This is a genomic window from Actinomycetospora sp. NBRC 106375 (assembly GCF_030269665.1).
Taxonomy (GTDB): domain Bacteria; phylum Actinomycetota; class Actinomycetes; order Mycobacteriales; family Pseudonocardiaceae; genus Actinomycetospora.
On sequence record NZ_BSTS01000011.1, the window covers coordinates 268,164 to 288,234 of the forward strand.

At 75.6% G+C, this 20,071-nt stretch carries 21 protein-coding genes and 1 pseudogene; 10 read left to right on the forward strand and 12 right to left on the reverse strand.

Annotated elements, in window-relative coordinates; genetic code table 11:
* Positions 1 to 25 precede the first annotated feature (25 nt).
* Positions 26 to 457, forward strand: coding sequence for an Lrp/AsnC family transcriptional regulator (locus QSK03_RS20150; RefSeq protein ID WP_285655750.1), 432 nt, complete (start codon positions 26 to 28; stop codon positions 455 to 457).
* Positions 454 to 1,086: a trimeric intracellular cation channel family protein gene (locus tag QSK03_RS20155; protein ID WP_285655753.1), complete on the forward strand. Its 633-nt coding sequence runs from the start codon at positions 454 to 456 to the stop codon at positions 1,084 to 1,086. The genes QSK03_RS20150 and QSK03_RS20155 overlap by 4 nt, the downstream gene beginning before the upstream one ends.
* Here the strand turns inward: QSK03_RS20155 and QSK03_RS20160 are convergent.
* Together QSK03_RS20160 and QSK03_RS20165 are read right to left on the reverse strand one after the other, a co-directional pair.
* Positions 1,034 to 2,923: a sugar phosphate isomerase/epimerase and 4-hydroxyphenylpyruvate domain-containing protein gene (locus tag QSK03_RS20160; protein WP_285655756.1), complete on the reverse strand. Its 1,890-nt coding sequence runs from the start codon at positions 2,921 to 2,923 to the stop codon at positions 1,034 to 1,036. The genes QSK03_RS20155 and QSK03_RS20160 overlap by 53 nt on opposite strands.
* Positions 2,913 to 3,839 (reverse strand): shikimate dehydrogenase, encoded by a 927-nt coding sequence (locus QSK03_RS20165; protein ID WP_285655758.1) that lies wholly within the window; start codon positions 3,837 to 3,839, stop codon positions 2,913 to 2,915. Before QSK03_RS20165 ends, QSK03_RS20160 begins: the two co-directional genes overlap by 11 nt.
* A 78-nt stretch (positions 3,840 to 3,917) precedes the next feature.
* Between QSK03_RS20165 and QSK03_RS20170 the strand changes: the two genes are divergently transcribed.
* The 3 genes from QSK03_RS20170 (at position 3,918) to QSK03_RS20180 (ending at position 6,764) form a co-directional block, all read left to right on the forward strand.
* Positions 3,918 to 4,583, forward strand: a complete 666-nt coding sequence (locus QSK03_RS20170) for a TetR/AcrR family transcriptional regulator (RefSeq protein ID WP_285655761.1) — start codon at positions 3,918 to 3,920, stop codon at positions 4,581 to 4,583.
* Positions 4,584 to 4,668: 85 nt separating this feature from the next.
* A complete protein-coding gene (locus QSK03_RS20175) occupies positions 4,669 to 6,015 on the forward strand; it encodes an MFS transporter (RefSeq protein WP_285655763.1) in 1,347 nt (448 codons plus the stop codon).
* The gene (locus QSK03_RS20180; RefSeq protein ID WP_285655765.1) at positions 6,012 to 6,764 is read left to right on the forward strand and encodes an N-acyl homoserine lactonase family protein; all 753 of its coding nucleotides are present in this window, start codon (positions 6,012 to 6,014) and stop codon (positions 6,762 to 6,764) included. The genes QSK03_RS20175 and QSK03_RS20180 overlap by 4 nt, the downstream gene beginning before the upstream one ends.
* Before the next feature lie 8 nt (positions 6,765 to 6,772).
* Here the strand turns inward: QSK03_RS20180 and QSK03_RS20185 are convergent, their stop codons facing one another.
* The 6 genes from QSK03_RS20185 to QSK03_RS20210 form a co-directional block, all read right to left on the reverse strand.
* Positions 6,773 to 7,573 (reverse strand): alkyl sulfatase dimerization domain-containing protein, encoded by an 801-nt coding sequence (locus QSK03_RS20185; protein ID WP_285655767.1) that lies wholly within the window; start codon positions 7,571 to 7,573, stop codon positions 6,773 to 6,775.
* The gene (locus QSK03_RS20190; protein WP_285655769.1) at positions 7,567 to 7,947 is read right to left on the reverse strand and encodes an MBL fold metallo-hydrolase; all 381 of its coding nucleotides are present in this window, start codon (positions 7,945 to 7,947) and stop codon (positions 7,567 to 7,569) included. The genes QSK03_RS20185 and QSK03_RS20190 overlap by 7 nt, the downstream gene beginning before the upstream one ends.
* Positions 7,944 to 8,420, reverse strand: a complete 477-nt coding sequence (locus QSK03_RS20195; RefSeq protein ID WP_285655770.1) for an MBL fold metallo-hydrolase — start codon at positions 8,418 to 8,420, stop codon at positions 7,944 to 7,946. Before QSK03_RS20195 ends, QSK03_RS20190 begins: the two co-directional genes overlap by 4 nt.
* Before the next feature lie 35 nt (positions 8,421 to 8,455).
* A complete protein-coding gene (locus tag QSK03_RS20200) occupies positions 8,456 to 11,056 on the reverse strand; it encodes a winged helix-turn-helix domain-containing protein (protein ID WP_285655773.1) in 2,601 nt (866 codons plus the stop codon).
* A gap of 172 nt (positions 11,057 to 11,228) precedes the next feature.
* Positions 11,229 to 11,459 (reverse strand): DUF1049 domain-containing protein, encoded by a 231-nt coding sequence (locus QSK03_RS20205; protein WP_285655776.1) that lies wholly within the window; start codon positions 11,457 to 11,459, stop codon positions 11,229 to 11,231.
* Positions 11,452 to 12,555, reverse strand: a complete 1,104-nt coding sequence (locus QSK03_RS20210; RefSeq protein WP_285655779.1) for an AI-2E family transporter — start codon at positions 12,553 to 12,555, stop codon at positions 11,452 to 11,454. The genes QSK03_RS20205 and QSK03_RS20210 overlap by 8 nt, the downstream gene beginning before the upstream one ends.
* Positions 12,556 to 12,928: 373 nt before the next feature.
* Here QSK03_RS20210 and QSK03_RS20215 point away from each other — a divergent pair, with 373 nt between their 5' ends.
* The 3 genes from QSK03_RS20215 to QSK03_RS20225 are packed head-to-tail and all read left to right on the forward strand — an operon-like array spanning position 12,929 to position 14,986.
* Entirely contained in the window at positions 12,929 to 13,135 is a 207-nt protein-coding gene (locus tag QSK03_RS20215) for a DUF8691 family protein (RefSeq protein ID WP_285655781.1), read from the forward strand.
* A 58-nt stretch (positions 13,136 to 13,193) separates the two neighbouring features.
* Entirely contained in the window at positions 13,194 to 13,826 is a 633-nt protein-coding gene (locus tag QSK03_RS20220; protein WP_285655783.1) for a GntR family transcriptional regulator, read from the forward strand.
* A complete protein-coding gene (locus QSK03_RS20225) occupies positions 13,823 to 14,986 on the forward strand; it encodes an MFS transporter (protein WP_285655785.1) in 1,164 nt (387 codons plus the stop codon). The genes QSK03_RS20220 and QSK03_RS20225 overlap by 4 nt, the downstream gene beginning before the upstream one ends.
* 36 nt (positions 14,987 to 15,022) lie before the next feature.
* Here the strand turns inward: QSK03_RS20225 and QSK03_RS20230 are convergent, their stop codons facing one another.
* Positions 15,023 to 15,466 carry an SRPBCC family protein gene (locus QSK03_RS20230; RefSeq protein WP_285655787.1) on the reverse strand — a complete coding sequence of 148 codons (444 nt, stop codon included), beginning with the start codon at positions 15,464 to 15,466 and terminating at the stop codon, positions 15,023 to 15,025.
* Complete coding sequence (locus tag QSK03_RS33180) at positions 15,450 to 15,896, reverse strand: ArsR/SmtB family transcription factor (protein WP_352232020.1); 447 nt, start codon at positions 15,894 to 15,896, stop codon at positions 15,450 to 15,452. The genes QSK03_RS20230 and QSK03_RS33180 overlap by 17 nt, the downstream gene beginning before the upstream one ends.
* A 131-nt stretch (positions 15,897 to 16,027) precedes the next feature.
* Here QSK03_RS33180 and QSK03_RS20240 point away from each other — a divergent pair, with 131 nt between their 5' ends.
* On the forward strand, positions 16,028 to 16,801 hold the full coding sequence (locus tag QSK03_RS20240; protein ID WP_285655790.1) for a cyclase family protein: 774 nt from the start codon (positions 16,028 to 16,030) through the stop codon (positions 16,799 to 16,801).
* Complete coding sequence (locus QSK03_RS20245; protein WP_285655793.1) at positions 16,798 to 18,405, forward strand: thiamine pyrophosphate-binding protein; 1,608 nt, start codon at positions 16,798 to 16,800, stop codon at positions 18,403 to 18,405. Before QSK03_RS20240 ends, QSK03_RS20245 begins: the two co-directional genes overlap by 4 nt.
* Here the strand turns inward: QSK03_RS20245 and QSK03_RS20250 are convergent.
* On the reverse strand, positions 18,399 to 19,454 hold the full coding sequence (locus QSK03_RS20250) for an EamA family transporter (protein WP_285655796.1): 1,056 nt from the start codon (positions 19,452 to 19,454) through the stop codon (positions 18,399 to 18,401). The genes QSK03_RS20245 and QSK03_RS20250 overlap by 7 nt on opposite strands.
* Before the next feature lie 90 nt (positions 19,455 to 19,544).
* Positions 19,545 to 20,071 (reverse strand): annotated as a pseudogene (locus QSK03_RS20255) (hypothetical protein); the annotation flags it as partial.

A 20,071-nucleotide genomic window follows, 5' to 3' on the forward strand; every position in this document is an offset into this window, starting at 1 on the left:
TCGCTGGCTGTGGCACGATCCGTGCGTGGACACGATCGACCGCGCAATCATCGCCGCCCTGCGGGTGGACGCGCGCCAGTCGAACGTCGACCTCGCCGAACGGGTCGGGCTCACCCCGGCGCCGTGCCTGCGGCGGGTCCGGCGGCTCGAGGACGAGGGGGTGATCACCGGGTACCGCGCCATGATCGACCCCGCGCTCGACGGCCGGGGCTTCGAGGTCCTGGTCAACGTCGACCTGGTGGCCAAGGACCGCGACGCCTTCCTCGCGTTCGAGGAGCAGGTGTCGGCGTTCGAGGAGGTCGTCGAGCTCTGGCGCATGTTCGGCCTGCCCGACTACGTCATGCGCGTCGCGACGCGGGACCTCGAGGCCTACGAGTCCTTCGTCGTCGACCGGCTCAGCCGCGCGACAGGCCTGGCGAAGATCGATTCCCACCTCCCGATGCGGAAGATCAAGTGACGGCCCTCGTCCTCGACCTCGCGGGCACGGTCGCCTTCGCGCTCAACGGCGCGATGACCGCGGTGCGGGCGGCGCGCCTGGACATCGTCGGCGTCGTGACCCTCGCGATGATCACCGCGCTGGGCGGCGGCATCCTGCGCGACGTCCTGCTCGGGGCGCTGCCGCCGGCGACCTTCAGCGACTGGCGCTACCTCGTCGTCGCCGCGGTCGGCGGGCTGGTGGCCTTCGCGCTGAGCCGCCAGCTCGAGCGTGTCGCCCTCGCGGTCACCGTCTTCGACGCTCTCGGGCTGAGCCTCTTCGCCGTCACCGGGACCACCCGCGCGCTCGACCTCGGCGCCGGGCTCGGGCAGGCGGTCCTGCTGGGTGCGATCACGGCGGTCGGCGGCGGGACGCTCCGGGACGTGCTCGTCCGCCGGGTGCCGACCGTGCTCTCGAGCGAGCTGTACGCGATCCCCGCGCTGGTGGGCGCGGGGATCGTGGCGGTCGCCGCCCGGCTGGGGCTCACCGGCCTGCTCGTGGCCCTGCTCGCCGCGGGCGCGTGCTTCGGCCTGCGCATGCTCGGCGTCGGGCTGCACCTCAACGCGCCGCGGCCGCCGGGTGGGACGGCGGGGTCGGCGAGACCGGCGTGACCGCGCGGCGGGCCAGGCGCCGCCGGCGGTGGGCGCTCATGCGCACCGGGGCGTCGGCCCAGCCGTACCCGTCGTCGTCGCCGAGGCGCTGGACGAGGGCGACGAAGATGCGCCCGGCGAGGACCTCGGTGCAGACCTGCAGGTAGGCGCCGTCGGGGCCCTGGTCGTGCAGGACGCCGAGCTCCCGGTACGCCGCGAGCCGGTCGGCCGGGAGGTCGACGCGGGCGGCGAGGTCGTCGTAGTAGTTGTCGGGCATCGCGAGCAGGGGCGCCCCGGCCTCGCGCGCGGCGCGGGCCGCGGCGAGCACGTCGTCGACCGCGAGCGCCACGTACTGCGGTTCGGGGACGCCGGGCGCCCACTCGCCGCGACGCAGCAGCGAGACCGTCAGGGCCAGCCGGACGCGACGGGCCGGGTCGGCGAGAGCGCGGCTGCGGACGAGGCCGAAGGGGGCCGCGAACTCGCCCGCGCTCCCGGGCGTCAGCCCGAGGACCGCGCGGTAGAACAGCGTCGCCTCGTCGAAGTGGTCGAAGGGCTGGGCGAGCCCGACGTGGTCGATCGCGCGGACGCCGATGCCCGCCCCGACCTCGTCGGTCTCCCCGGTCGCGCGGAAGTCGCCCGCCCAGTCGGCGTCGACCCCCGGCCGGCAGAAGAACAGCGCCGTGCCGTCCGGTGCGGTGACGGCGGGGAGGTCGGCCTCGGCGGGCCCGCGCGAGCGGGGCAGCGGCGGCGCCCCGAGACGGGCCGCGCGGCGGGCGGCCGCGGACGGGTCGGCGGACTCGACGGCGAGCGCGCCGACGGCCGTCGACCGTTCCCCGGAGCGGTTGACGAGGATGCGGGCGCTGCCCTGCTCCCACCGGTCGACGGGCTTGGTGCGGTGGTGCCCGGTGCGGGCGAAGCCGAGGGCGGCGAGGGTGTCGTCGAGGGCGGGCTCGGCGCCGCCGGTCGCGATCTCGACGAACGCCGTGCCCTCGACCGCGGGCGCCGGCCCGCCGACCGGGTCGGTGCCCGCGCCCCGGGCGGCCGTGGCCTCGGCGAGGGCGAGCAGTGACCGGTGCGCGTCGGCGGCAGTGCGCACGGGGTCGGCCTGGCGGAAGACGTCGTTGAACACCTCGAGCGAGAGCGGGCCGCGGTAGCCCGCGCCCAGCACGGCGGCGAGGAAGCGCGACAGGTCGAAGCCGCCCTGGCCGGGGAAGAGCCGGTGGTGGCGGCTCCACTGCAGGACGTCCATCGCGAGCACGGGCGCGTCGGCGAGCTGCAGGAAGAAGATCTTCTCGCCGGGGACGTCCGCAATCCCGTCGATTTCGCTCGTGCGGGAGAGCACGTGGAAGCTGTCGAGGCAGAGCCCGAGCGCCGGGTGGTCGGCGCGGCGGACCACGTCCCACGACGCGTCCCAGGTGTTGACGTGCCGGCCCCAGGCGAGGGCCTCGTAGGCCAACCGGAGCCCCCGCTCGGCCGCCCGGTCGGCCAGCCCGTGGAGCTGGGCGGCCAGCCGATCGGGGTCGGCGACGGCGTCCGCGCCGACCGAGGAGCACACCAGCACCGTGTCGGTGCCGAGGGCGCGCATGACCTCGAACTTGTGCTCGGCGCGGCGGTGGTTCGCGGCGAGCCGGGCCTCGTCGGTCGAGTCGAGGTCGCGGAAGGGCTGGTAGAGGTCGATCGACAGGCCGAGGTCGGCGCAGCGCAGCCGCACCTCGCCGGGCGACATCGGCGAGGCCACGAGGTCGGGCTCGAAGATCTCGACCCCGTCGAAGCCCGCGGTCGCGGCGGCGGCCAGCTTGTCGTCGAGGGCGCCCGAGAGGCAGACGGTCGCGACGGCGGTGCGGGGGTCAGCCGGCACGGGGGTCCTCCCGGGGCTCGGTGGTGGGCTCGGTGGTGGGCGCCGTGTCAGCGACCAGCTCGGCCAGGTGACGCCGCATCCGGGCGGTGTCCGGGTGCCGCCCGGTGAACAGGTGCAGGGCGTCGGCGGCCTGGTGGACGGCCATGAGGCCGCCGTCGAGGGTCCGGGCGCCGACCCCGGATGCCACCCGGAGCAGCTCGGTGTGCAGCGGCCGGTAGACGATCTCGGCGACCCAGAGCCGGGGGTGCAGCACCGCCGGGGGGACGGGCAGGCCGGGGTGCTCGGCCATCCCGGTCGGGGTGGCGTGCACCAGCCCGTCGGCGCGGGTCAGCACGTCGCCGACCGCGTCGATCGCGACGGCGGTGGCGCGTCCGGCGCCGAAGGTCGCGGCGAGGCGGGCGGCCAGGGTGTGGGCGCGGTCGTGGTCGACGTCGAGGACGTGGACGACGCGGGCGCCGCCGGTCAGGAGGGCGTGCGCCGCGGCCGCGCCCGCCCCGCCGGCGCCGAGCAGCGCGACGTCGCCGTGGGCGGCGCCGGGAAGCCCCGCCTCGAGCGCCGCGGCGAACCCCGACCAGTCCGTGTTGTGCCCGACCGCGCGCCCGCCGTCGAACACCACGGTGTTCACCGCGCCGATCGCCGCGGCGTCCGTGGAGAGCGCGTCGAGGTGGGGCAGGACGTGCTGCTTGACCGGGTGGGTGACGTTGACCCCGCGCAGGCCGTCCGCGCGGGCCCGGGCGAGCACGGCGCCGACGTCGGCGGGCGCGGCGCCCAGCTCGTCGAGGTCGAAGCGGGTGTAGCGGTACGACAGCCCGAGGGCGCGGGCCTCGCGCTCGTGCAGCGCCGGGGACAGCGACGGTCCGATGCCGGCGCCGATCAGCCCGGTGCGGACGAGGCGTGCGTCGACGACAGGTGCCACGGCTCGCAGCGTACGTACTAGTTGGTTCATAATCCATGGGTGCGATCCGCCGTCCCGAAGCCGCCTAGGGTCGGTGTGGTGACCGGAGAGGACCGCGCGGTGGACACGGCCGAGCGCCGGCGCGACGCCGCGCGCACCCGCGCCGACCTGCTCGCGGTCGCCACCACGGAGTTCGCCGACCACGGGTTCTCCGGGGCCCGCGTCGACGAGATCGCCGACCGCACCCGCACCACCAAGCGGATGATCTACTACTACTTCGGCAGCAAGCGCGGGCTCTACCTGGCGGTGCTCGAGCACGCCTACGCCGGTATCCGGGCGCTCGAGTCCGAGCTGGCGGTCGACCATCTCGACCCGGCCCGGGCCCTGCGGGCGCTGGCCGAGCTGACCTTCGACCACCACGAGTCGCACCCCGACTTCGTGCGGCTCGTGGCCATCGAGAACATCCACCGCGCCGAGCACCTACGACAGTCCGAGGCGCTGGCCGGCCTGGCGGCCCCGGCCGTGGACGTGCTGGGCGGGATCCTCGAGCGGGGGCGGGTCTCGGGGCTGTTCCGCGCCGACGTCGACGCCCTCGACGTGCACATGGTGATCAGCGCGTTCTGCATCTTCCGTCTCGCCAACCGCCACACGTTCTCCGCCGTCTTCGATCGCGACCTGCTCGACCCGGCCCGGCGGGAGCACTACCGGCGCATGGTCGGCGACCTCGTCGTGGAGTACCTGACGGCGCACGTCGGCCGCACCTGACCGGGGTCGCTTGACACGGCGGTGCGCGCCAACTCACCATCCGGTACGTAACTAGTTGGTACATAGACGTGCCGAGGGAGTGCCCGTGACCGCACCGCAGGCAGCACCTCCTGCCCAGCCCCGCAAGGCCGCCCTCGCGGCGTGGATCGGCAGCGCGCTCGAGTACTACGACTTCTTCATCTACGGCACGGCCGCCGCGCTGGTGTTCAACAAGCTGTTCTTCCCCGGCTCCGAGCCGGCGACCGGCACGCTGCTCGCGCTCGCCACGTTCGGCGCGGGCTACCTCGCGCGGCCGGTCGGGGCGTCCGTGCTCGGCCACCTCGGCGACCGGTTCGGGCGCAAGCGGATCCTGGTCGCGACGGTGCTGCTCATGGGCGTCGCGACGTTCGCGGTCGGCTGCCTGCCCACGTATGCCTCGATCGGCGTCGCCGCTCCGATCATCCTCGTCTCCCTGCGGTTGCTGCAGGGCTTCTCCGCCGGCGGCGAGCAGGCCGGTGCCTCGTCGACGAGCCTGGAGCACGCCCCGCCGCACCGGCGCGCCTACTTCACCAGCTGGACCCTCGGGGGCACCCAGTTCGGGCAGGTCCTGGCGACGGCGATCTTCCTGCCGGTCGCCGCGCTGCCCACGCCGGACCTGCTGAGCTGGGGCTGGCGCCTGCCGTTCTGGCTCAGCGCCGTCGTCGTGGTCGCGGGGCTCCTCATCCGCCGCACCCTCGACGAGACGCCGGTGTTCACCGAGCAGGAGCAGCGCGGCGAGACGGCCCGCGCGCCCATCGCGGTGCTGCTGCGCGAGCACCTCGGGTCGGTGGTCCGTGTCGTCTGCGCGGCCACCATCGCCACCGTCAGCACGATCTTCACCGTCTACGCGCTGTCCTACGCCGTGAACGACGTCGGGCTCTCGCGCACCGCGATGCTGTGGGTCGGCGTCGTCGCCAACCTGGTCGCGATCGTCGTCATCCCCGCCTTCGGCGTGCTGGGCGACCGGATCGGCCGCAAGCCCGTCTTCCTCGCGGGCTCGATCGGGATGGCCGTGACGATGGTCGGCTACCTCTACGCGATCTCGGCCGGCAGCTACGTCTGGATCTTCGTGTTCGGCATCCTCGTCTTCGGGCTGGGCAACAGCGCCACCGGCGGCGTCTGGCCCGCCTTCTACGGCGAGATGTTCCCGGCGCGCGTGCGGCTCTCCGGCGTCGCCATCGGGACGCAGATCGGCTTCGCCGTCGCCGGCTTCGCGCCCTCGATCGCCGCGGCGCTGGCCGGGGACGACGGCGGCAACTGGCCGGCCGTGGCGGGCTTCGTGGCCGCCGTGTGCCTGCTCAACATCGTCGCCGTCGCCACCGGGCGCGACTACTACCGCACGCCGACCGAGGACCTCGGCGTGCGCCCGGTGCCGCGGCCGCACGCGGAGGCGCCCGCGGGCTCGTCCGCGTGACCTTCGCCGTCCACGCGATCCGGTTCGCGAGCCGGCCCGGGGTCCGCGGCCAGCACTTCCTCGGCCACGACGCGCGCTCGCACGAGCCGCACCCGACCGCCTACTCCGTCTGGCTCGCGACCGACGGGGAGCACACCGTCCTCGTCGACGCCGGCATCGACCCCGATCGGCCCGCACCGATCGACGGCCTGGTGTTCCACGGCTCGCCGGTCGACGGGCTCGCGGCGCTCGGCGTCGACCCCGCGCAGGTCGGCCACGTCGTCCTGACCCACCTCCACTACGACCACACCGGCACGGTCGCCGCGTTCCCCGCCGCCCGGTTCGTGGTGCAGCGTGCGGAGCTGGCCTACTGGACCGGCCCGGTCGCCGCCCGCATCCGGCGCGAGCAGTGGCTGGTGTCCCGGGCGGACGTCGAGCACCTCACCGGCCGGGCGCGCGACCGGCTCGACCTCGTCGACGGGTCGGTCGAGGTCGTGCCGGGCCTGGAGGTGCACCACGTCGGCGGGCACACCGCGGGCATGCAGGTGGTGCGCGTGCGCACCGCGGCCGGCCCCGTCGTCCTCGCCTCCGACGCCGCCCACTTCGCCGAGAACCTCGACGCCGACCACCCGCCACCGATCCTGCACTCGGTCCCGGACGTGCACGCGGCGTTCGACCGGCTCCGCGAGCTGGCGGGCCCCGACGGGATCGTGGTGCCGGGTCACGACCCCGCGGTCGCCGGCGGGAACACGGTCGTCCGCCTGGCCTGACCCCGCGGTCAGGGCGTGACGATCGCGAAGCCCGGATCGGGCGGGTCGAGGACGCCGAGCAGGCGCGGGAGGGCGTCGTGGACACCGGCGACGACGAGATCGCCGGACGCCTCGAGCTCCTCTGTCCCCACACGCCCGCCGATCAGCCCGAGCAGGGCGGTGCGACCGATCCGCACCCGCGCGTCGCCGGCGTCCCGCCCGCTGCCCGGGCCGTGCACGAGGACACCGTTGCGCAGACGGGTCCAGTGCTGCTCGGCGGAGCCGTCGTCGGCGGTGACCGTCCAGTCGACGCCCAGCCGCAGGTCCCCGGCGCGGGGGCCGTCGACCTGGATCGCCACCGAGTCGAAGAGCTGGTCGAGGCTCAGCTGGGCGATCAGGTCCGGGCTCGCGGTCGTCGTCGGCGTCCCCAGCACGCCCCCGCGCAGCTCCGTGGCCCCGGTGAGGAAGAAGTTGCGCCACGGGCCGTTCTCGGCGCCGAACCCGAGCTGTTCGAGGGCCTCGGCCTGCAGCGCGCGGGCGTCGGTGTTGCCGGGGTCGGCGAAGACGAGGTGGCCGACGAGCTCGGCGACCCAGCGGAAGTCGCCCTCCTCGTAGGCGCGACGCCCGGCGGCCAGCACGGCGTCCGGCCCGCCGATGGCCTCGACGTAGCGGCGCCCCGCCGCCTCCGGCGGGTGGGTCCAGAGGTGGGCGGGGTTGCCGTCGAACCAGCCCATGTAGCGCTGGTAGACCGCCTTGACGTTGTGGCTGATGGAGCCGTAGTAGCCGTGGGCGTTCCACGCGTTCTCGAGCCCGGCGGGCATCGTCAGCATCTCGGCGATCTCGGCGCCGACGTAGCCCTGGTTGAGCAGGCGACGATCCGGACGCCATCGAGCGTCTCCTCCTGCCCGGTGTGCGTGACGTCCCAGGTCGGTGGGATGAGCGTGACCGTGCCGGTGGACGTGGTCATCCCGAGGCCCGCGCCCATCTGACCGCCCGGTCCGACGGGCAGCGCGGCGCCGTACATGTACGCCGCGCGCCGGCTCATGGCGGCGCCGGCGTAGACGTTCTCCGCGACGGCGTGGTGGACGAAGCCCTCGGGCGCGAGGACGGGGACGCGGCCGGAGGCGACGTCGTCACAGGAGACGACGCCCCGGACGCCGCCGAAGTGGTCGACGTGGCTGTGGGTGTAGATCACCGCGGTCACCAGGGGTGTAGATCACCGCGGTCACCGGGGGTGTAGATCACCGCGGTCACCGGCCGGTCGCCGCGGTGCTCGCGGTAGAGCGCCAGGCCGTCCGCGGCCGTCTCGGTGGAGATCAGGGGGTCGATGACGATGACGCCGCGGTCGCCCTCGACGATCGTCATGTTCGACAGGTCCATGCCGCGGACCTGATAGATGCCGTCGGTGACCTCGTAGAGGCCGTGCAGCGCGACCAGCTGGGCCTGTCGCCACAGGCTGGGGTGCACCGTGTCCGGGCGCGGCCCGGCCAGCACGTCGGCCCAGGCATCGGCGTTCCAGACGACACGCCCGTCGTCCGCGTGGACGGTGCCGGGACTCCGGGATCCGAGCAGCCCGCGACGCGCGTCCTCGAGATCCCTGGTGTCGCCGAACGGGAGGCGGTCCTCCACTGCCCGCGCCGCGGCCAGGATTCCGGGGTCCACCGTCGCTTCCGTCATGCGTCGATCGTCGGGCGGGTCGTGCCGGTGACGCCTCATCCACCCCGGGCGAGGTCCGCCGCCTCGAGCAGCCCGCGCCGCCGGGCCTGGGTGACGGCGTGGCGGCGGTTGTCGACCTGGAGCTTCGCGTAGATCGCGCGGATGTGGGTCTTCACGGTGTTCACCGAGACCGCGAGGTCGTCGGCGATCTCGCTGGTCGAGCGCTGTGTCGGCAGCATCTCCAGGACGGCCTGCTCGCGGTCGGTCAGCGCCGCGGGCTCGGGGCGGGCCGCGCCGGCGGGCAGCGCGAGGGTGTCCGCGACGAGCGCGTCCGCCCGGCCGAACGAGCCCGCGTGCTCGGCGAGGAACAGGCGCACCCCGGGCGCCAGGTGGTGCAACGGGCGGACCACGCCGTACCGGTCGGCGCCCTCGAGGGCGGCGCGCACCCGGCGCCGGGCGGTCGCCCGCTCCCCGCGGGACAGGGCGATCTCGGCGTCGAGCAGGGGAGCCTCGACGAGGACGGGGAGCACCACGGGCGGGCACGCACCCTCGAGAGCCGGGGCGAGCAGGCGTCGCGCGCCGGGATCCCCGGCGGTGACCCAGGCCGCCCTGGCCTCGAGGAGCGCGAGCTCCGGGGTGCCGGCGAGCCGGTGGGCGACGGCCCGGACGGCCTCGTGGGCCTCGGCGGCGCGTCCGAGCGCGAAGGCCGCCTCCTGCTCGAGGAGGGCGGCGAAGGCGACCTGGTGGTCGTCGAGCGCGGCCGGGTCGCCCGTCAGCCGGGCGTGCCGGATGCGGCGCCACCCGCCCAGGGCGTCCCCGAGGTCGAACTCGGCGGCCCCGAGGATGGTGGTCACGAGGGCGTGCAGGGCCGGGAACCGCGCGGGGTCGCCCTGCAGCGCGCGGAGGGCGTGCTCCCGGGCGCGCGCGGGGCGGCCCCGGCGCAGCTCGGCGGTGCCGAGGATCGCCAGGGCCGCGATCGACCACGGGCTGTCCATCCAGCCGTGCCGGGCGGCGCGCTCGACGACGGCGGACGCGCTGCGGACCATCGCGAGGGTGTCGCCCTCGGCGGTGCGGGCGATGCCGAGGGTCGACTCGGCCTGGAGCGCGAGGTAGGGCAGGCCGTGCCGGTCGGCGATCTCGAGCGCCCGCGACGCCTCGTGGCGGGCCTGCGCGGGGTCGCCGGTGGCGAGCGCGGTGCCGCGGGTGGCGTGGGCCAGGCCGCGCAGCGCCGGCCCGGTGATCGCGTCGGGGTCGACGCGGCGCGCCGCGGCGGCGCCGTCCCCGGGGCGGCCGTGTGCCGCGGCCCGGCGGGCGTCGGCGAGGTCCCGCAGCACCGCGTCCCCACCGCGGGACCCCGCGTGCGCGAGGACCTCGTCGGCGGCGTCGAGCCGGCCCGTCTCCAGGGCGACGACGGCCCGCAGCAGGTCGAGCGGCGGGTCGTCGCCGGCCGTCGATCGCCGGTCGAGGGCGTCGGTCAGGGCCGCGAGCTCCCCGCGGGCGAGGAGGTCGGCGGCCCGGCGGCGCAGCAGGTCCGCCGTGGCGTCGTCGTCGCCGGCGTCGACGCTGTGGCGCAGGGCGCCCACGGGGTCGTCGTGGTCCTCGCACCACGCGGCGGCGCGGTGGTGCAGCGCGGCGAGGTGCTCGGGGTCGCGGCGCCGCAGCCGGGTGAGGATGTGCGAGCGCAGCAGCTCGTGGATGTGGAACTGCTCGCCGTGGCGGTCGAGCGGGGTCAGCATCCCGCTGCCCGCGGCGAGGTCGGCGAGCACGTCCGCCGCGCCCGGGTCACCGGTCAGGGCCACGGCCTCCTCGACGGCGACGACGTGCCGCACGCTGGTGGCCACGAGCACGCGGTACTCGCGCTCGGACAGGCGTGCGAGGACCTCGTCGACGAGGTAGTCCGCCACCGACCGGTCGTCCCCGGCGAACTCGGCGACGAAGGCGTCCGGGTCGGGCGCGCTGCGCAGCGACAGGGCCGCCAGGCGCAGCGCGGCGGGCCAGCCCTCGGTGCGCTCGACGAGGGTCGCGATGCGGTCGGGCGCCAGCTCGATGCGCTCGAGGTCGAGCAGGGCCGCGGTCTCGGCGGGGCTGAACCGCAGGTCCGCGGCCCGGATCTCGCTGAGGCGCTCGGCGAGGCGCAGGCGGTCGAGGCCCAGCGGCGGGTCGACGCGGCTGCACAGCACCAGCACGAGGCGGCGCAGCGGGTGCCGCACCAGCGCCCGCAGCCCGTCGACGGTCGGGCTCCCGAGGACCTCGTGGACGTCGTCGAGGACCAGGCGCAGGGGCACCGGCAGGTCGTCGAGCGCGTCCACGACGCGGGCGCGCACGGCGGCGGGCTCGGCCGTCTCGGCGACGGGCTCGCGCAGCGGGCTCGCGGTCGGCACGGACGGGCACGTCGCGATGGCCGCCAGCACCGACGACCAGAACGTCACCTCGTCGCGGTCGGCGGCGTCGAGCGAGACCCAGGCCGTCTCCAGGTCCGGGCGGGCCCGGACCCAGCTCGCGACCGTCGCCGTCTTCCCGTACCCGGCGGGCGCGCTGACGAGCAGCACCGGGCGCCACGGCGCGCCGGAACCGGGCACGTCGAGGGCCTCGCGCAGGGCCGGGCGGTCGACGAGCTGCGCGGGGGCGTGGGGCACCGCGGTCTTGGCGCGCGGCATGGCCCTCCCTCGCTGCCTCGGGCCGGGGTCCGGAGATCTCGTGTTGTACGCCGATCACGCTGCGGTGACCAGGTCATACGCCGCAATGCACCGTGTGAGGGGTGAGGCTGCTCCGCACGCGAGGCCCCGACGGACCGACCGTGCCCGGACGATCACGCCGTGTCGAGAGGCGTCAGCGGCGCCGGCGACGTAGGAGCAGTCCGACGATCACGCCGATGACGAGGGTGATCGTCAGCGCCGCCCACTGCGGCATCACGACGAGCGGGATCAGGAGCCGGATGCTCACCAGATCCCGGTTCTCCAGCACGAAGATCACCGCGAGGACGAGCAGCACCACCGGCAGCACCCACCCGGCGCGCCACCACGGCGTGGTCGTGGTCCGCCCTGTCGTCTTCTCAGCCATGGTCGACCTCCGAGGTCCCGACGGAATCCGTGCTCGGCGCCGTCCCGGGGGGAGCGGCGTCCGGGGGCGTGATGCCGGCGGCACGGCGCCGCTCGGCGCCCACCTGCCGGAAGACGACCTTGGCGGCGGCCGTGAGGGGGAGCGCCGTGATCGCGCCGAGCAGGCCGCCGACCGACCCGCCGACGAGCACGGCGACGAACGCCGCTGCCGGGGAGATCTCGACCGCCTGGGAGAAGACCCGTGGCGCGATGAGGTAGTTCTCCAGCGCCTGGTAGATGCAGAAGAAGATCAGGGTGGCGACGGCCAGGCCGAGGCTCACCGACAGGCCGACGCCGATGCCCGCCAGCGAGGCCAGGGCGGCGCCGACCTGCGGGATCGCGTCGAGCACGGCGACGACGAGGCCGAGCAGCGCCGGGTAGGGCGTGCCGGCGACGAGGAAGAACGCGAACGCCGCGACCCCGGCGATGCCGGAGACGGTCAGTTGGCCCGAGACGTAGCCGCCGATGCGTCCGAGCGCCTGGTCGACGGTGTCGATGCGGTCGTCCCGCCCGATCATCCGGTCGAGCCCGGCGCGGATCCGGGGCATCGCGAGGGTGAAGTACACCAGGAGGGCGAGCACCGTCACCGTCGCGAAGACGCCGCCGAGCAGGGCGCCGAGCACGCCGAACACCGCGGCGGCGGAGGTCGCGAGGACGTCGCCGGCCGCGCTGAGCAGACCCTGCAGCTGCTGGTGGGCCGACGGGTCGGCCAGGGCCTGACCGGTCGTGCTCTGCCGCCCGCCGAGGCGGTCGGCGAGCGAGGAGAGCAGGGTCGGGAGCTGGTCGGCGAGCTGCCCGAGCTGGCGCGAGGCGGGCACCACGATCAGCGCGACCAGCCCCGCGACGACGAGCAGCAGGCCCAGGACGACGAGGACGAGGGCCAGGCCGCGCCGGACGCCGCGGCGGCCGAGGGCCCGGATCGCGGGCTCGATCCCGACGGCCAGGAAGAAGCCGACGAACACGAGCAGCAGCGCGCCCCGCGCGGCGTAGGCCGCCCCGGCCGCGAGCAGCACCACCAGGACCGTCGCCGTGATCGCGGCGTAATCGGTCAGGGGCATGCGGCGGGGCCGGGGTTCGCCTGCGGGCCCGGCGGGCTGGGTCATGTCGCTGCCTCTCGCAGTCGGGGGCAGGACCGATCGACGGCCCAGCGTGGCGGGCCCCCTCACCGTCGGCCTCATTCGTGGCGGGTGAGATCGTCCGCCGCCGTCCCCGGCGGTGCGACCACGGCGGTCGCGGGGCGGCCGCGACGGGCGGATCGGGGCCGGTCGCGCCGTGCGGTCGTCGCGGTCCGGTGCGGGCGCGCGCGGACGGTGACCGGCGCGACGCCGGGCTCACCCGTCAGGGATGACGCCCGGCCCCGCGCGCGGGGCCACGGTGGGCGGTGTCCGGTGACCGGAGGCCTCCTGCCCGGTCGCGGAGAGGAGAACGGCGATGAGCCCCGCCCGCTACGAGGTCCGCGTCGCGGGACTGCTGTCCGACGACGTCGCCGCGGACTTCACCGAGTTCACCGTCCAGGACGCACCGGCCGAGACCGTCATGTACGGCGAGATCGTCGACGACGCCCACCTGCACGGTGTCCTCGCCCGGCTCCAGGCCCTCGGTCTCCAGGTCACCTCTCTGCGCACCGTCCCCGAGTAGCGAGGACCGTGATCGAGTACATAGATGCAAGCTTGAATCCAAGCCGTAGGGTGGCCGCGTGCCTCCCGCCGAGCCCGCGGCCGACCGCGCCTACCAGCTGACCAAGGAGCTCGTGCTCTCCGGCGAGCTGCCCGGAGGGCACCTGTTCAGCGAGGGCGACATCGCCACCCGGCTCGGCGTGAGCCGGACGCCGGTCCGCGAGGCGTTCCTGCGCCTGCAGGCCGAGGACCTGCTCACCCTGATCCCCAAGCGCGGTGCGGTGGTCGCGCCGGTGCCGCCGGGGGAGGCCGAGGACGTCCTCGACGCCCGCGAGGCGATCGAGACGGCGGCGGTGCGCCGCCTGCTGCGCCGGCCCGACCAGGTGCCGCCGGCCGTGACGGCGCTGCGGGTCGTCGTCGACCGGCAGGAGGCGCACGCCCGCGCCGAGGACCTCGCGGCCCTCGCCGAGGCCGACGAGGAGTTCCACCGGGCGATCGTCGACGCCGGGCGCAACGCGCTGACCACGCGCTTCTACGCCACGCTCGGCGATCGGCAGCGCCGCATGAGCATCCGCACGTTCGGCCCGTCGCCCGACCTCGTGCCCGTCGTGATCGCGCAGCACCGGGGGCTGATCGAGGCGATCGCGGCGGGCGACGGCGCCGGGTTCGCCGAGGCCCTCCGGGCGCACCTCGACGGGACCCACCGGCGATGACGCACCCCGGACGCCGCGCCGCCGCGGCCGTGCTGGTCTGCGGGTGGGGCGGCAACCAGTTCACGCCCCTGCTCGTCATGTACCGCGAGGCGGGGCTGTCGGTGGTCGCCGTCGACGCCCTGCTCGGCGCATACGTCGTCGGCCTGGTGCCCGGGCTGCTGATCGCGGGCCGGCTGTCGGGGCGCTGGGGGCGCAAGCCCGTGATGATCACCGGGGTCGTGCTGTCGCTGGCCGCGAGCCTGCTGCTCTCGCTGGGCGACCTCGGGACCGGCTGGATCGCCGCCGGCCGCCTCGTCACCGGGCTCGGCGTGGCGCTCGCGATGGGCGTCGGGTCCACCTGGGTCACGGAGCTCTCGGCCCGCCACGGCGACTCGCGCGCGCTCGGTGCCCGGCGGGGCGCGCTGTGGCTGACGGTCGGGTTCGGTGCCGGGGCGGGGGTGGCCGGCGCCCTCGCGCAGTGGGGACCGGCCCCCTCGGTGCTCCCGTACCTCGTGCACGTCGGTGTCGCGCCGGCCGTGCTCGCCGTCGTGGTGTCCCTGCCCGAGACGCGGGAGGGTGCCCCGGCGTCGCCCGCGGCGGGGGGCCACCGCCACCCGCGCTTCCGGCGGGTCGTGACGCCGATGGCGCCGTGGATCTTCGGCGCGGCCGGTGTCGCCTACGCGGTCATGCCGCAGCTCGTCGGCGACCACCTCGGGCGCTGGGGCCTCGCGTACTCGACGCTGCTCACGGTGTGCACCCTCGCCGTCGGGGCGGCGATCCAGCCGCTGGCCAAGCGCCTCGACCGCCTCACCAGCGCCCGCGCCGTCGTCGTCGGGATGGCGACGATGGCGGTGGGGCTCGGGGTCAGTGTCGTCGTGGCGGTGGTCCGCTCGCCCGTGGTCGCCCTGGCCGCGGCGCTCGTGCTGGGCGCCGCGTACGGGATCGCGATGGTGTCCGGGCTGCTCGAGCTGCAGCGCCTCGCCCGGCCCGCGGAGCTGCCGACCCTCGTCGGGATCTACTACGCGCTCGCCTACTCGGGCTTCCTGCTGCCCTCGATCCTCGCCGTGCTGAGCGCCGTCGCGAGCTACGCCGTGCTTCTCACCGGCCTGATGGCCTGCTCCCTGATCGGCATGGCCGTCGTCCTGCGCCACTCCCGGCGGCACCTGCCGGCGCCCGCGTGAGCTCGGGCCGTCGTGCCGGTGCGCCCGGCCCGACCGTCAGGAGCGGACCCGGGTCTCGAGCTTCGTCAGGGCGGCCTTCCAGCCGGCCTCGGCGCCGTCGCGGCCGGGCGCAGGGTAGGGCCCGTCGCTGAGGGTCATCCGGGTCTTCGGGCCGTGGTCGTGGAGCTCGACCCGCAGCACGCTGGGCTCGGGCATGCCCATCTCGGGCATCGGGTCCGACCGCAGCACCAGCAGCTGGGGCTCGACGAGCTCGACGATGTCGTAGCCGATGCGGAACGCGCCGCGCGGCGTGCGCATCGTGATCTCGTAGCGGCCGCCCACGCGGAGGTCGATGCGGATGCCGTCGCGAGGCACCTCCACGTGCTCGGGGCCGTACCAGGCCGCGAGCTCGTCGGGGTCGGTCCAGGCCCGGAACACCTGCTCGCGGGGCGCGTCGAACACCCGGGTGACGAGGACGTGGCCGTCAGTGGGTTCGCTCATCGTGGTCTCCTGCTCGGTCGGGCGCGGGGGTGTCGGGCGTGGGGGTGTCGGACGCGGGGGTGCAGGACGCGGGGGTGTCGGGCGCGGGGGTGTCGGGTCCGGGACCGTCGGGCCCGCGTCGGTGCAGGTGGGCGTCGAGGCGGTCCAGGCGGTCGTGCCAGGTGCGGGTCCGCTCCTGCATCCAGCTGATCGCGGCGTCGAACGGCTCGGCCTGCAGGCGGTTGCGCCGCCACTGCGCGTCGCGGGTGCGGGTGATCAGTCCGGCGTGCTCGAGGACCCGCAGGTGCCGCGAGATCGCCGGCAGGCTGATCGTGAACTGCGCGGCGATCTCGCCGACCGTGGCCTCGCCCCGCGCCAGCAGCGTGAGGATCTCGCGGCGGGTGGGGTCGGCGAGCGCGGCGAAGGTCGAGCTGAGCCGGTCGGTGGTCATGTGCTCCCGCACTGAACAAGGTCGTTAATTGCGCTACCAGTTAAACGCGTCGACGAGGGCCTGGCAATGGTGTCGAGCGGTCCCGCGCGCGATGCTGCCGATGACCGTCGCGCCCGCCCGAGGAGATGACCATGTCCGTGCTCACCGCCTTCGCCGACGCGCTGCGCTCCGGCGCCGTCGAGGTCGTGGACCTGACCACGCCGCTGCAGGAGTCGACGCCGATCCTCGAGCTGCCCGAGCCGTTCGCGAACACCTCGCGGTTCCGGCTCGAGGAGCTCTCGCGCTACGACGACCGCGGGCCGGCCTGGTACTGGAACGACATCCACACCGGCGAGCACACGGGCACCCACCTCGACGCCCCGAACCACTGGGTCACCGGGCGCGACGGGGCGGACGTCTCCCAGGTGCCGATGTCGACGCTCGTCGCCCCGGCCGCGGTGATCGACAAGACCGCGGAGGTCGAGAAGGACCCCGACTTCCTGCTCGAGGTCGCCCACCTCGAGGCGTGGCAGGACGAGCACGGCCCGCTCCCCGCGGGCGGATGGCTCCTGTACCGCACCGGCTGGGAGGCGCGGGGCGGGACGCAGGAGGAGTTCGTGAACGCCGACGCCGATGGCCCGCACACGCCGGGGGTGTCGGCGGAGTGCGCCCGGTGGATCGCCCAGGAGTCGCCGCTGACGGGGTTCGGCGTCGAGACCGTCGGCACCGACGCCGGCGCGGCGGGCGGCTTCGACCCGCCGTTCTCGTGCCACCACTACCTCATGGGCGCGCACCGGTGGGGCCTGACGAGCCTGCGCAACCTCGGCCGCCTCCCGGCGACGGGCGCGGTGCTCCTGGTCTCGCCGCTGCCGATCGTCGGGGGCTCGGGGTCGCCGGCCCGGGTGCTGGCGCTGGTGGAGCCGTGATCGTCGCGGACCGGGTCGGGACGCTGCTCGCGGACCTCGGCGTCGGGCGCGCGTTCGGTGTGGTCGGTAGCGGGAACTTCCACGTGACGAACGCGCTGCGGGACGCGGGTGTGCCCTACACCGCCGCGCGGCACGAGGGCGGCGCGGCGACGATGGCCGACGCCTACGCCCGCACGTCCGGCTCGGTCGGCGTCCTCACGGTGCACCAGGGCTGCGGGCTGACCAACGCGATGACCGGGATCGCGGAGGCGGCGAAGTCGCGCACGCCGCTGCTGGTGCTCGCGGCCGAGACCGGGGGAGCGGCGGTCCGGTCCAACTTCCGCGTCGACCAGGACGCGCTGGCCCGCGCGGTCGGGGCCGTGCCCGAGCGGGTGCACACGGCGGCGTCGGCGGCGGCCGACGTCGTGCGCGCCTACGGGATCTGCCGCGACCAGCGCCGCACGGTCGTGCTGAACCTGCCGCTGGACGTGCAGGCCGCCGAGGCCGTGCCCGGCGCTGTTCCGGCGCGGACGACCTGGGCGGCGCCGCGCCCCGATCCGGCGTCGGTGGCGGCGCTCGCGGAGCTGCTCGACGGTGCGCAGCGCCCGGTGTTCATCGCCGGACGTGGTGCTCGCGGAGCGCGGGCGGAGCTCGAGGCGCTGGCCGACCGCTGCGGGGCGCTGCTCGCGACCAGCGCCGTCGCGCACGGGCTCTTCACCGGGTCGCCCTGGTCGCTGGGCATCTCCGGAGGCTTCTCGGGCCGGCTCGCGGCGTCGTTGATCGCGGACGCCGACGTGGTCGTGGCCTGGGGCGCGTCGCTGACGATGTGGACCACTCGGCACGGGGAGCTCGTCCGCGACGCCGTGCTGGCGCAGGTCGACGACACCCCGGAAGCCCTCGGCGCGCAGCGCCCGGTGTCCCTCGGTGTGCTGGGTGACGTGGGGGCGACGGCGCGGGACGTGCTCGAGGTCGTCTGGAAGTCCGAGGGGTACCGGAGCGAGGCGGTCGGGCGGCAGCTGCGGGCCGCGCGGCACCCGGTACCCGACGAGGTGCCGGGCGAGCGGATCGACCCGCGGCTGCTCTCCGCCGCGCTCGACGAGCTGCTGCCCGCCGAGCGCACGGTGGCCGTGGACTCCGGCAACTTCATGGGCTACCCGTCGGCCTACCTGCAGGTGCCCGACGAGGCCGGGTTCTGCTTCACCCAGGGCTTCCAGTCGATCGGGCTGGGGCTCGCGACGGGCATCGGCGCGGCGCTGGCGCGTCCGGACCGTCTGGCCGTCGCGGCGTGTGGCGACGGCGGGTTCCTCATGGGGATCGCGGAGCTGGAGACGGCGGTGCGGCTCGGGCTCGGCATGGTCGTCGTCCTGTACGACGACGCCGGCTACGGCGCGGAGTTCCACCACTTCGCGGGCGCCGACCACGACACCGTCCGGTTCCCGGACACCGACCTCGCGGCCATCGCGCGGGGGTACGGGTGCGACGGGGCGGTCGTCCGGTCCCGCGCCGACCTCGCCGCACTGCACGGATGGCTGTCCGGGCCCCGGGACCGGCCGATCCTGCTCGACGCCAAGATCACCTCCGACGGGCCGTCCTGGTGGTTGGCGGAGGCGTTCAAGGGTCACTGACCGGTGCGTGTACCGGGTGGCTCGGGTGGCTCGGCGGTCTCGGGTGGCTCGGCGGTCTCGGGTGGCTCGGCGGTCTCGGGTGGCTCGGCGGTCTCGGGTGGCTCGGCGGTCTCGGGTGGCTCGGCCCAGCGGATGAGCGCGATCGCGGCGACGACGAGCACGCCGCCGACGATCTGTGTGGCGGTGGGTCGCTGGGCCACGAGCCACCAGGCGCCCAGCACGGCGAACAGCACCTCGCTCAGCCCGACGAACGACGCGAGGCGGGACCCGAGGCGTCCGACGGCCGCGATGCCGGTAAGGTAGGCGAGCGCCGTGGACAGCGCCGCGACGAGGACGACGCCGACCCACCAGGGCGCGGGCGCGCCGGCGAGGTCGATCGGGTCGGTGGTGGCCTCGAGCGGCAGGAGGCCCACGGCGCCGACGAGCAGCACGACCGCCGTGCCGACGAGCGCGCCGCCTGCCGTGAGGACGATCGCCGGCGGACCGCCGTCGCCCGGGCCGGCGGACAGCCGGAAGTACGCCGCGAGGCACACCGCCGCGCCGAGCCCCCACAGCACGCCGACGACGTCGACCGCGGCGCCACGGGCCACGTCGAGGACGAGCACGAGGCCGGCGATCGCGAGCGCCGCGCCGACCAGCGTGGCCGGGCGGGGCCGCGCCCGGGTGCGGGCCCACGTCCAGCCGAGCAGCAGGACCGGCGCGGTGTACTCGATGAGGAGCGCGACGCCGACCGAGAGGTGACCGACGGCGCTGAAGTAGCAGACCTGCGCCCCGGCGAGCGGGACGAGCCCGTAGATCGCGATGGCGCGGAGGTGCCCGGCACGGGGGCGCCAGCCGCGCGCCACGACGACCACCAGCGGCACCGCGAGCAGCAGCGCGCCGCCGCCGAGCCGTCCGAAGACCACCGCGAGCGGCGACCACCCGGTGGCCAGCAACGACGCCGCGAACGGACCGGCGAGCCCGAACGCCAGCCCCGACAGCAACGCGATCGCGAGGCCGGGCGCCGTGCGCGTCGGTCGCGGTTCGGCGCCGGTGCCGGGGAGGCCCACGTCCGGTGATCAGAGCAGTCGGTGCGGGGCGGGGCAAGGAGCGGTGGTCCGGTCACGACGGGTGCCGCGGAGGTCGTGGCCCGGCAATGATCAGAAGGGCGGCGGGTCGTCGAGGCCGGGGACGAGCGCGGTGGCGCCGGTCGGGGTGGCGGTCGGGGTGGTGGTCGGGGTGGTGGTCGGGGTGGTGGTTGAGCGGCGCAGGAGGTCGCGGGTGCCGGGGCCGCGGGGGGTGGGGACGGTCGGCGGGGTGGTGCGGCGCCGGCGGGGGCCGGTGAGGTCTCGGGCGTCGAGGCCGCGCCCGTCGCGGGCTTTCTCGCGGTCGCCGTCGGAGCGGTGGTCGCCGTCGCGGTCGTTGCCGTCGTGGTCGGTGCTGTCGGTGGTGGTGCCGTGGTGGTCGAGTTCGTGTTCGGGCAGGGGTCGGGGGGTTGTGGTGGGCAGGGGCGCGGGCAGGGGTCGGATGATCCGGGGTGGGCGGGTTTCGTAGGTCGCGCCGGCGCGGGTGGTGATCAGGAAGCGGCCGGGTTCGGGTTGGGTGACCTGCCAGCCGCCGTGGTGTTTGGCGCGGTGGTGGTGTCGGCACCAGCAGCCCAGGGCGCGGGAGAGGGTGGGTCCGCCCA

Bases quoted from the DNA above. Each gene is read 5' to 3' on its own strand.
- QSK03_RS20185 (WP_285655767.1), bottom strand. From the start codon at position 7,573: ATGCTGACGATGCCCGCCGGGCTCGAGAACGCGTGGAACGCCCACGGC.
- QSK03_RS20195 (WP_285655770.1), bottom strand. From the start codon at position 8,420: ATGACGGAAGCGACGGTGGACCCCGGAATCCTGGCCGCGGCGCGGGCA.
- QSK03_RS20200 (WP_285655773.1), bottom strand. From the start codon at position 11,056: ATGCCGCGCGCCAAGACCGCGGTGCCCCACGCCCCCGCGCAGCTCGTC.
- QSK03_RS20205 (WP_285655776.1), bottom strand. From the start codon at position 11,459: ATGGCTGAGAAGACGACAGGGCGGACCACGACCACGCCGTGGTGGCGC.
- QSK03_RS20210 (WP_285655779.1), bottom strand. From the start codon at position 12,555: ATGCCCCTGACCGATTACGCCGCGATCACGGCGACGGTCCTGGTGGTG.
- QSK03_RS20215 (WP_285655781.1), top strand. From the start codon at position 12,929: ATGAGCCCCGCCCGCTACGAGGTCCGCGTCGCGGGACTGCTGTCCGAC.
- QSK03_RS20225 (WP_285655785.1), top strand. From the start codon at position 13,823: ATGACGCACCCCGGACGCCGCGCCGCCGCGGCCGTGCTGGTCTGCGGG.
- QSK03_RS20230 (WP_285655787.1), bottom strand. From the start codon at position 15,466: ATGAGCGAACCCACTGACGGCCACGTCCTCGTCACCCGGGTGTTCGAC.
- QSK03_RS33180 (WP_352232020.1), bottom strand. From the start codon at position 15,896: ATGACCACCGACCGGCTCAGCTCGACCTTCGCCGCGCTCGCCGACCCC.
- QSK03_RS20240 (WP_285655790.1), top strand. From the start codon at position 16,028: ATGTCCGTGCTCACCGCCTTCGCCGACGCGCTGCGCTCCGGCGCCGTC.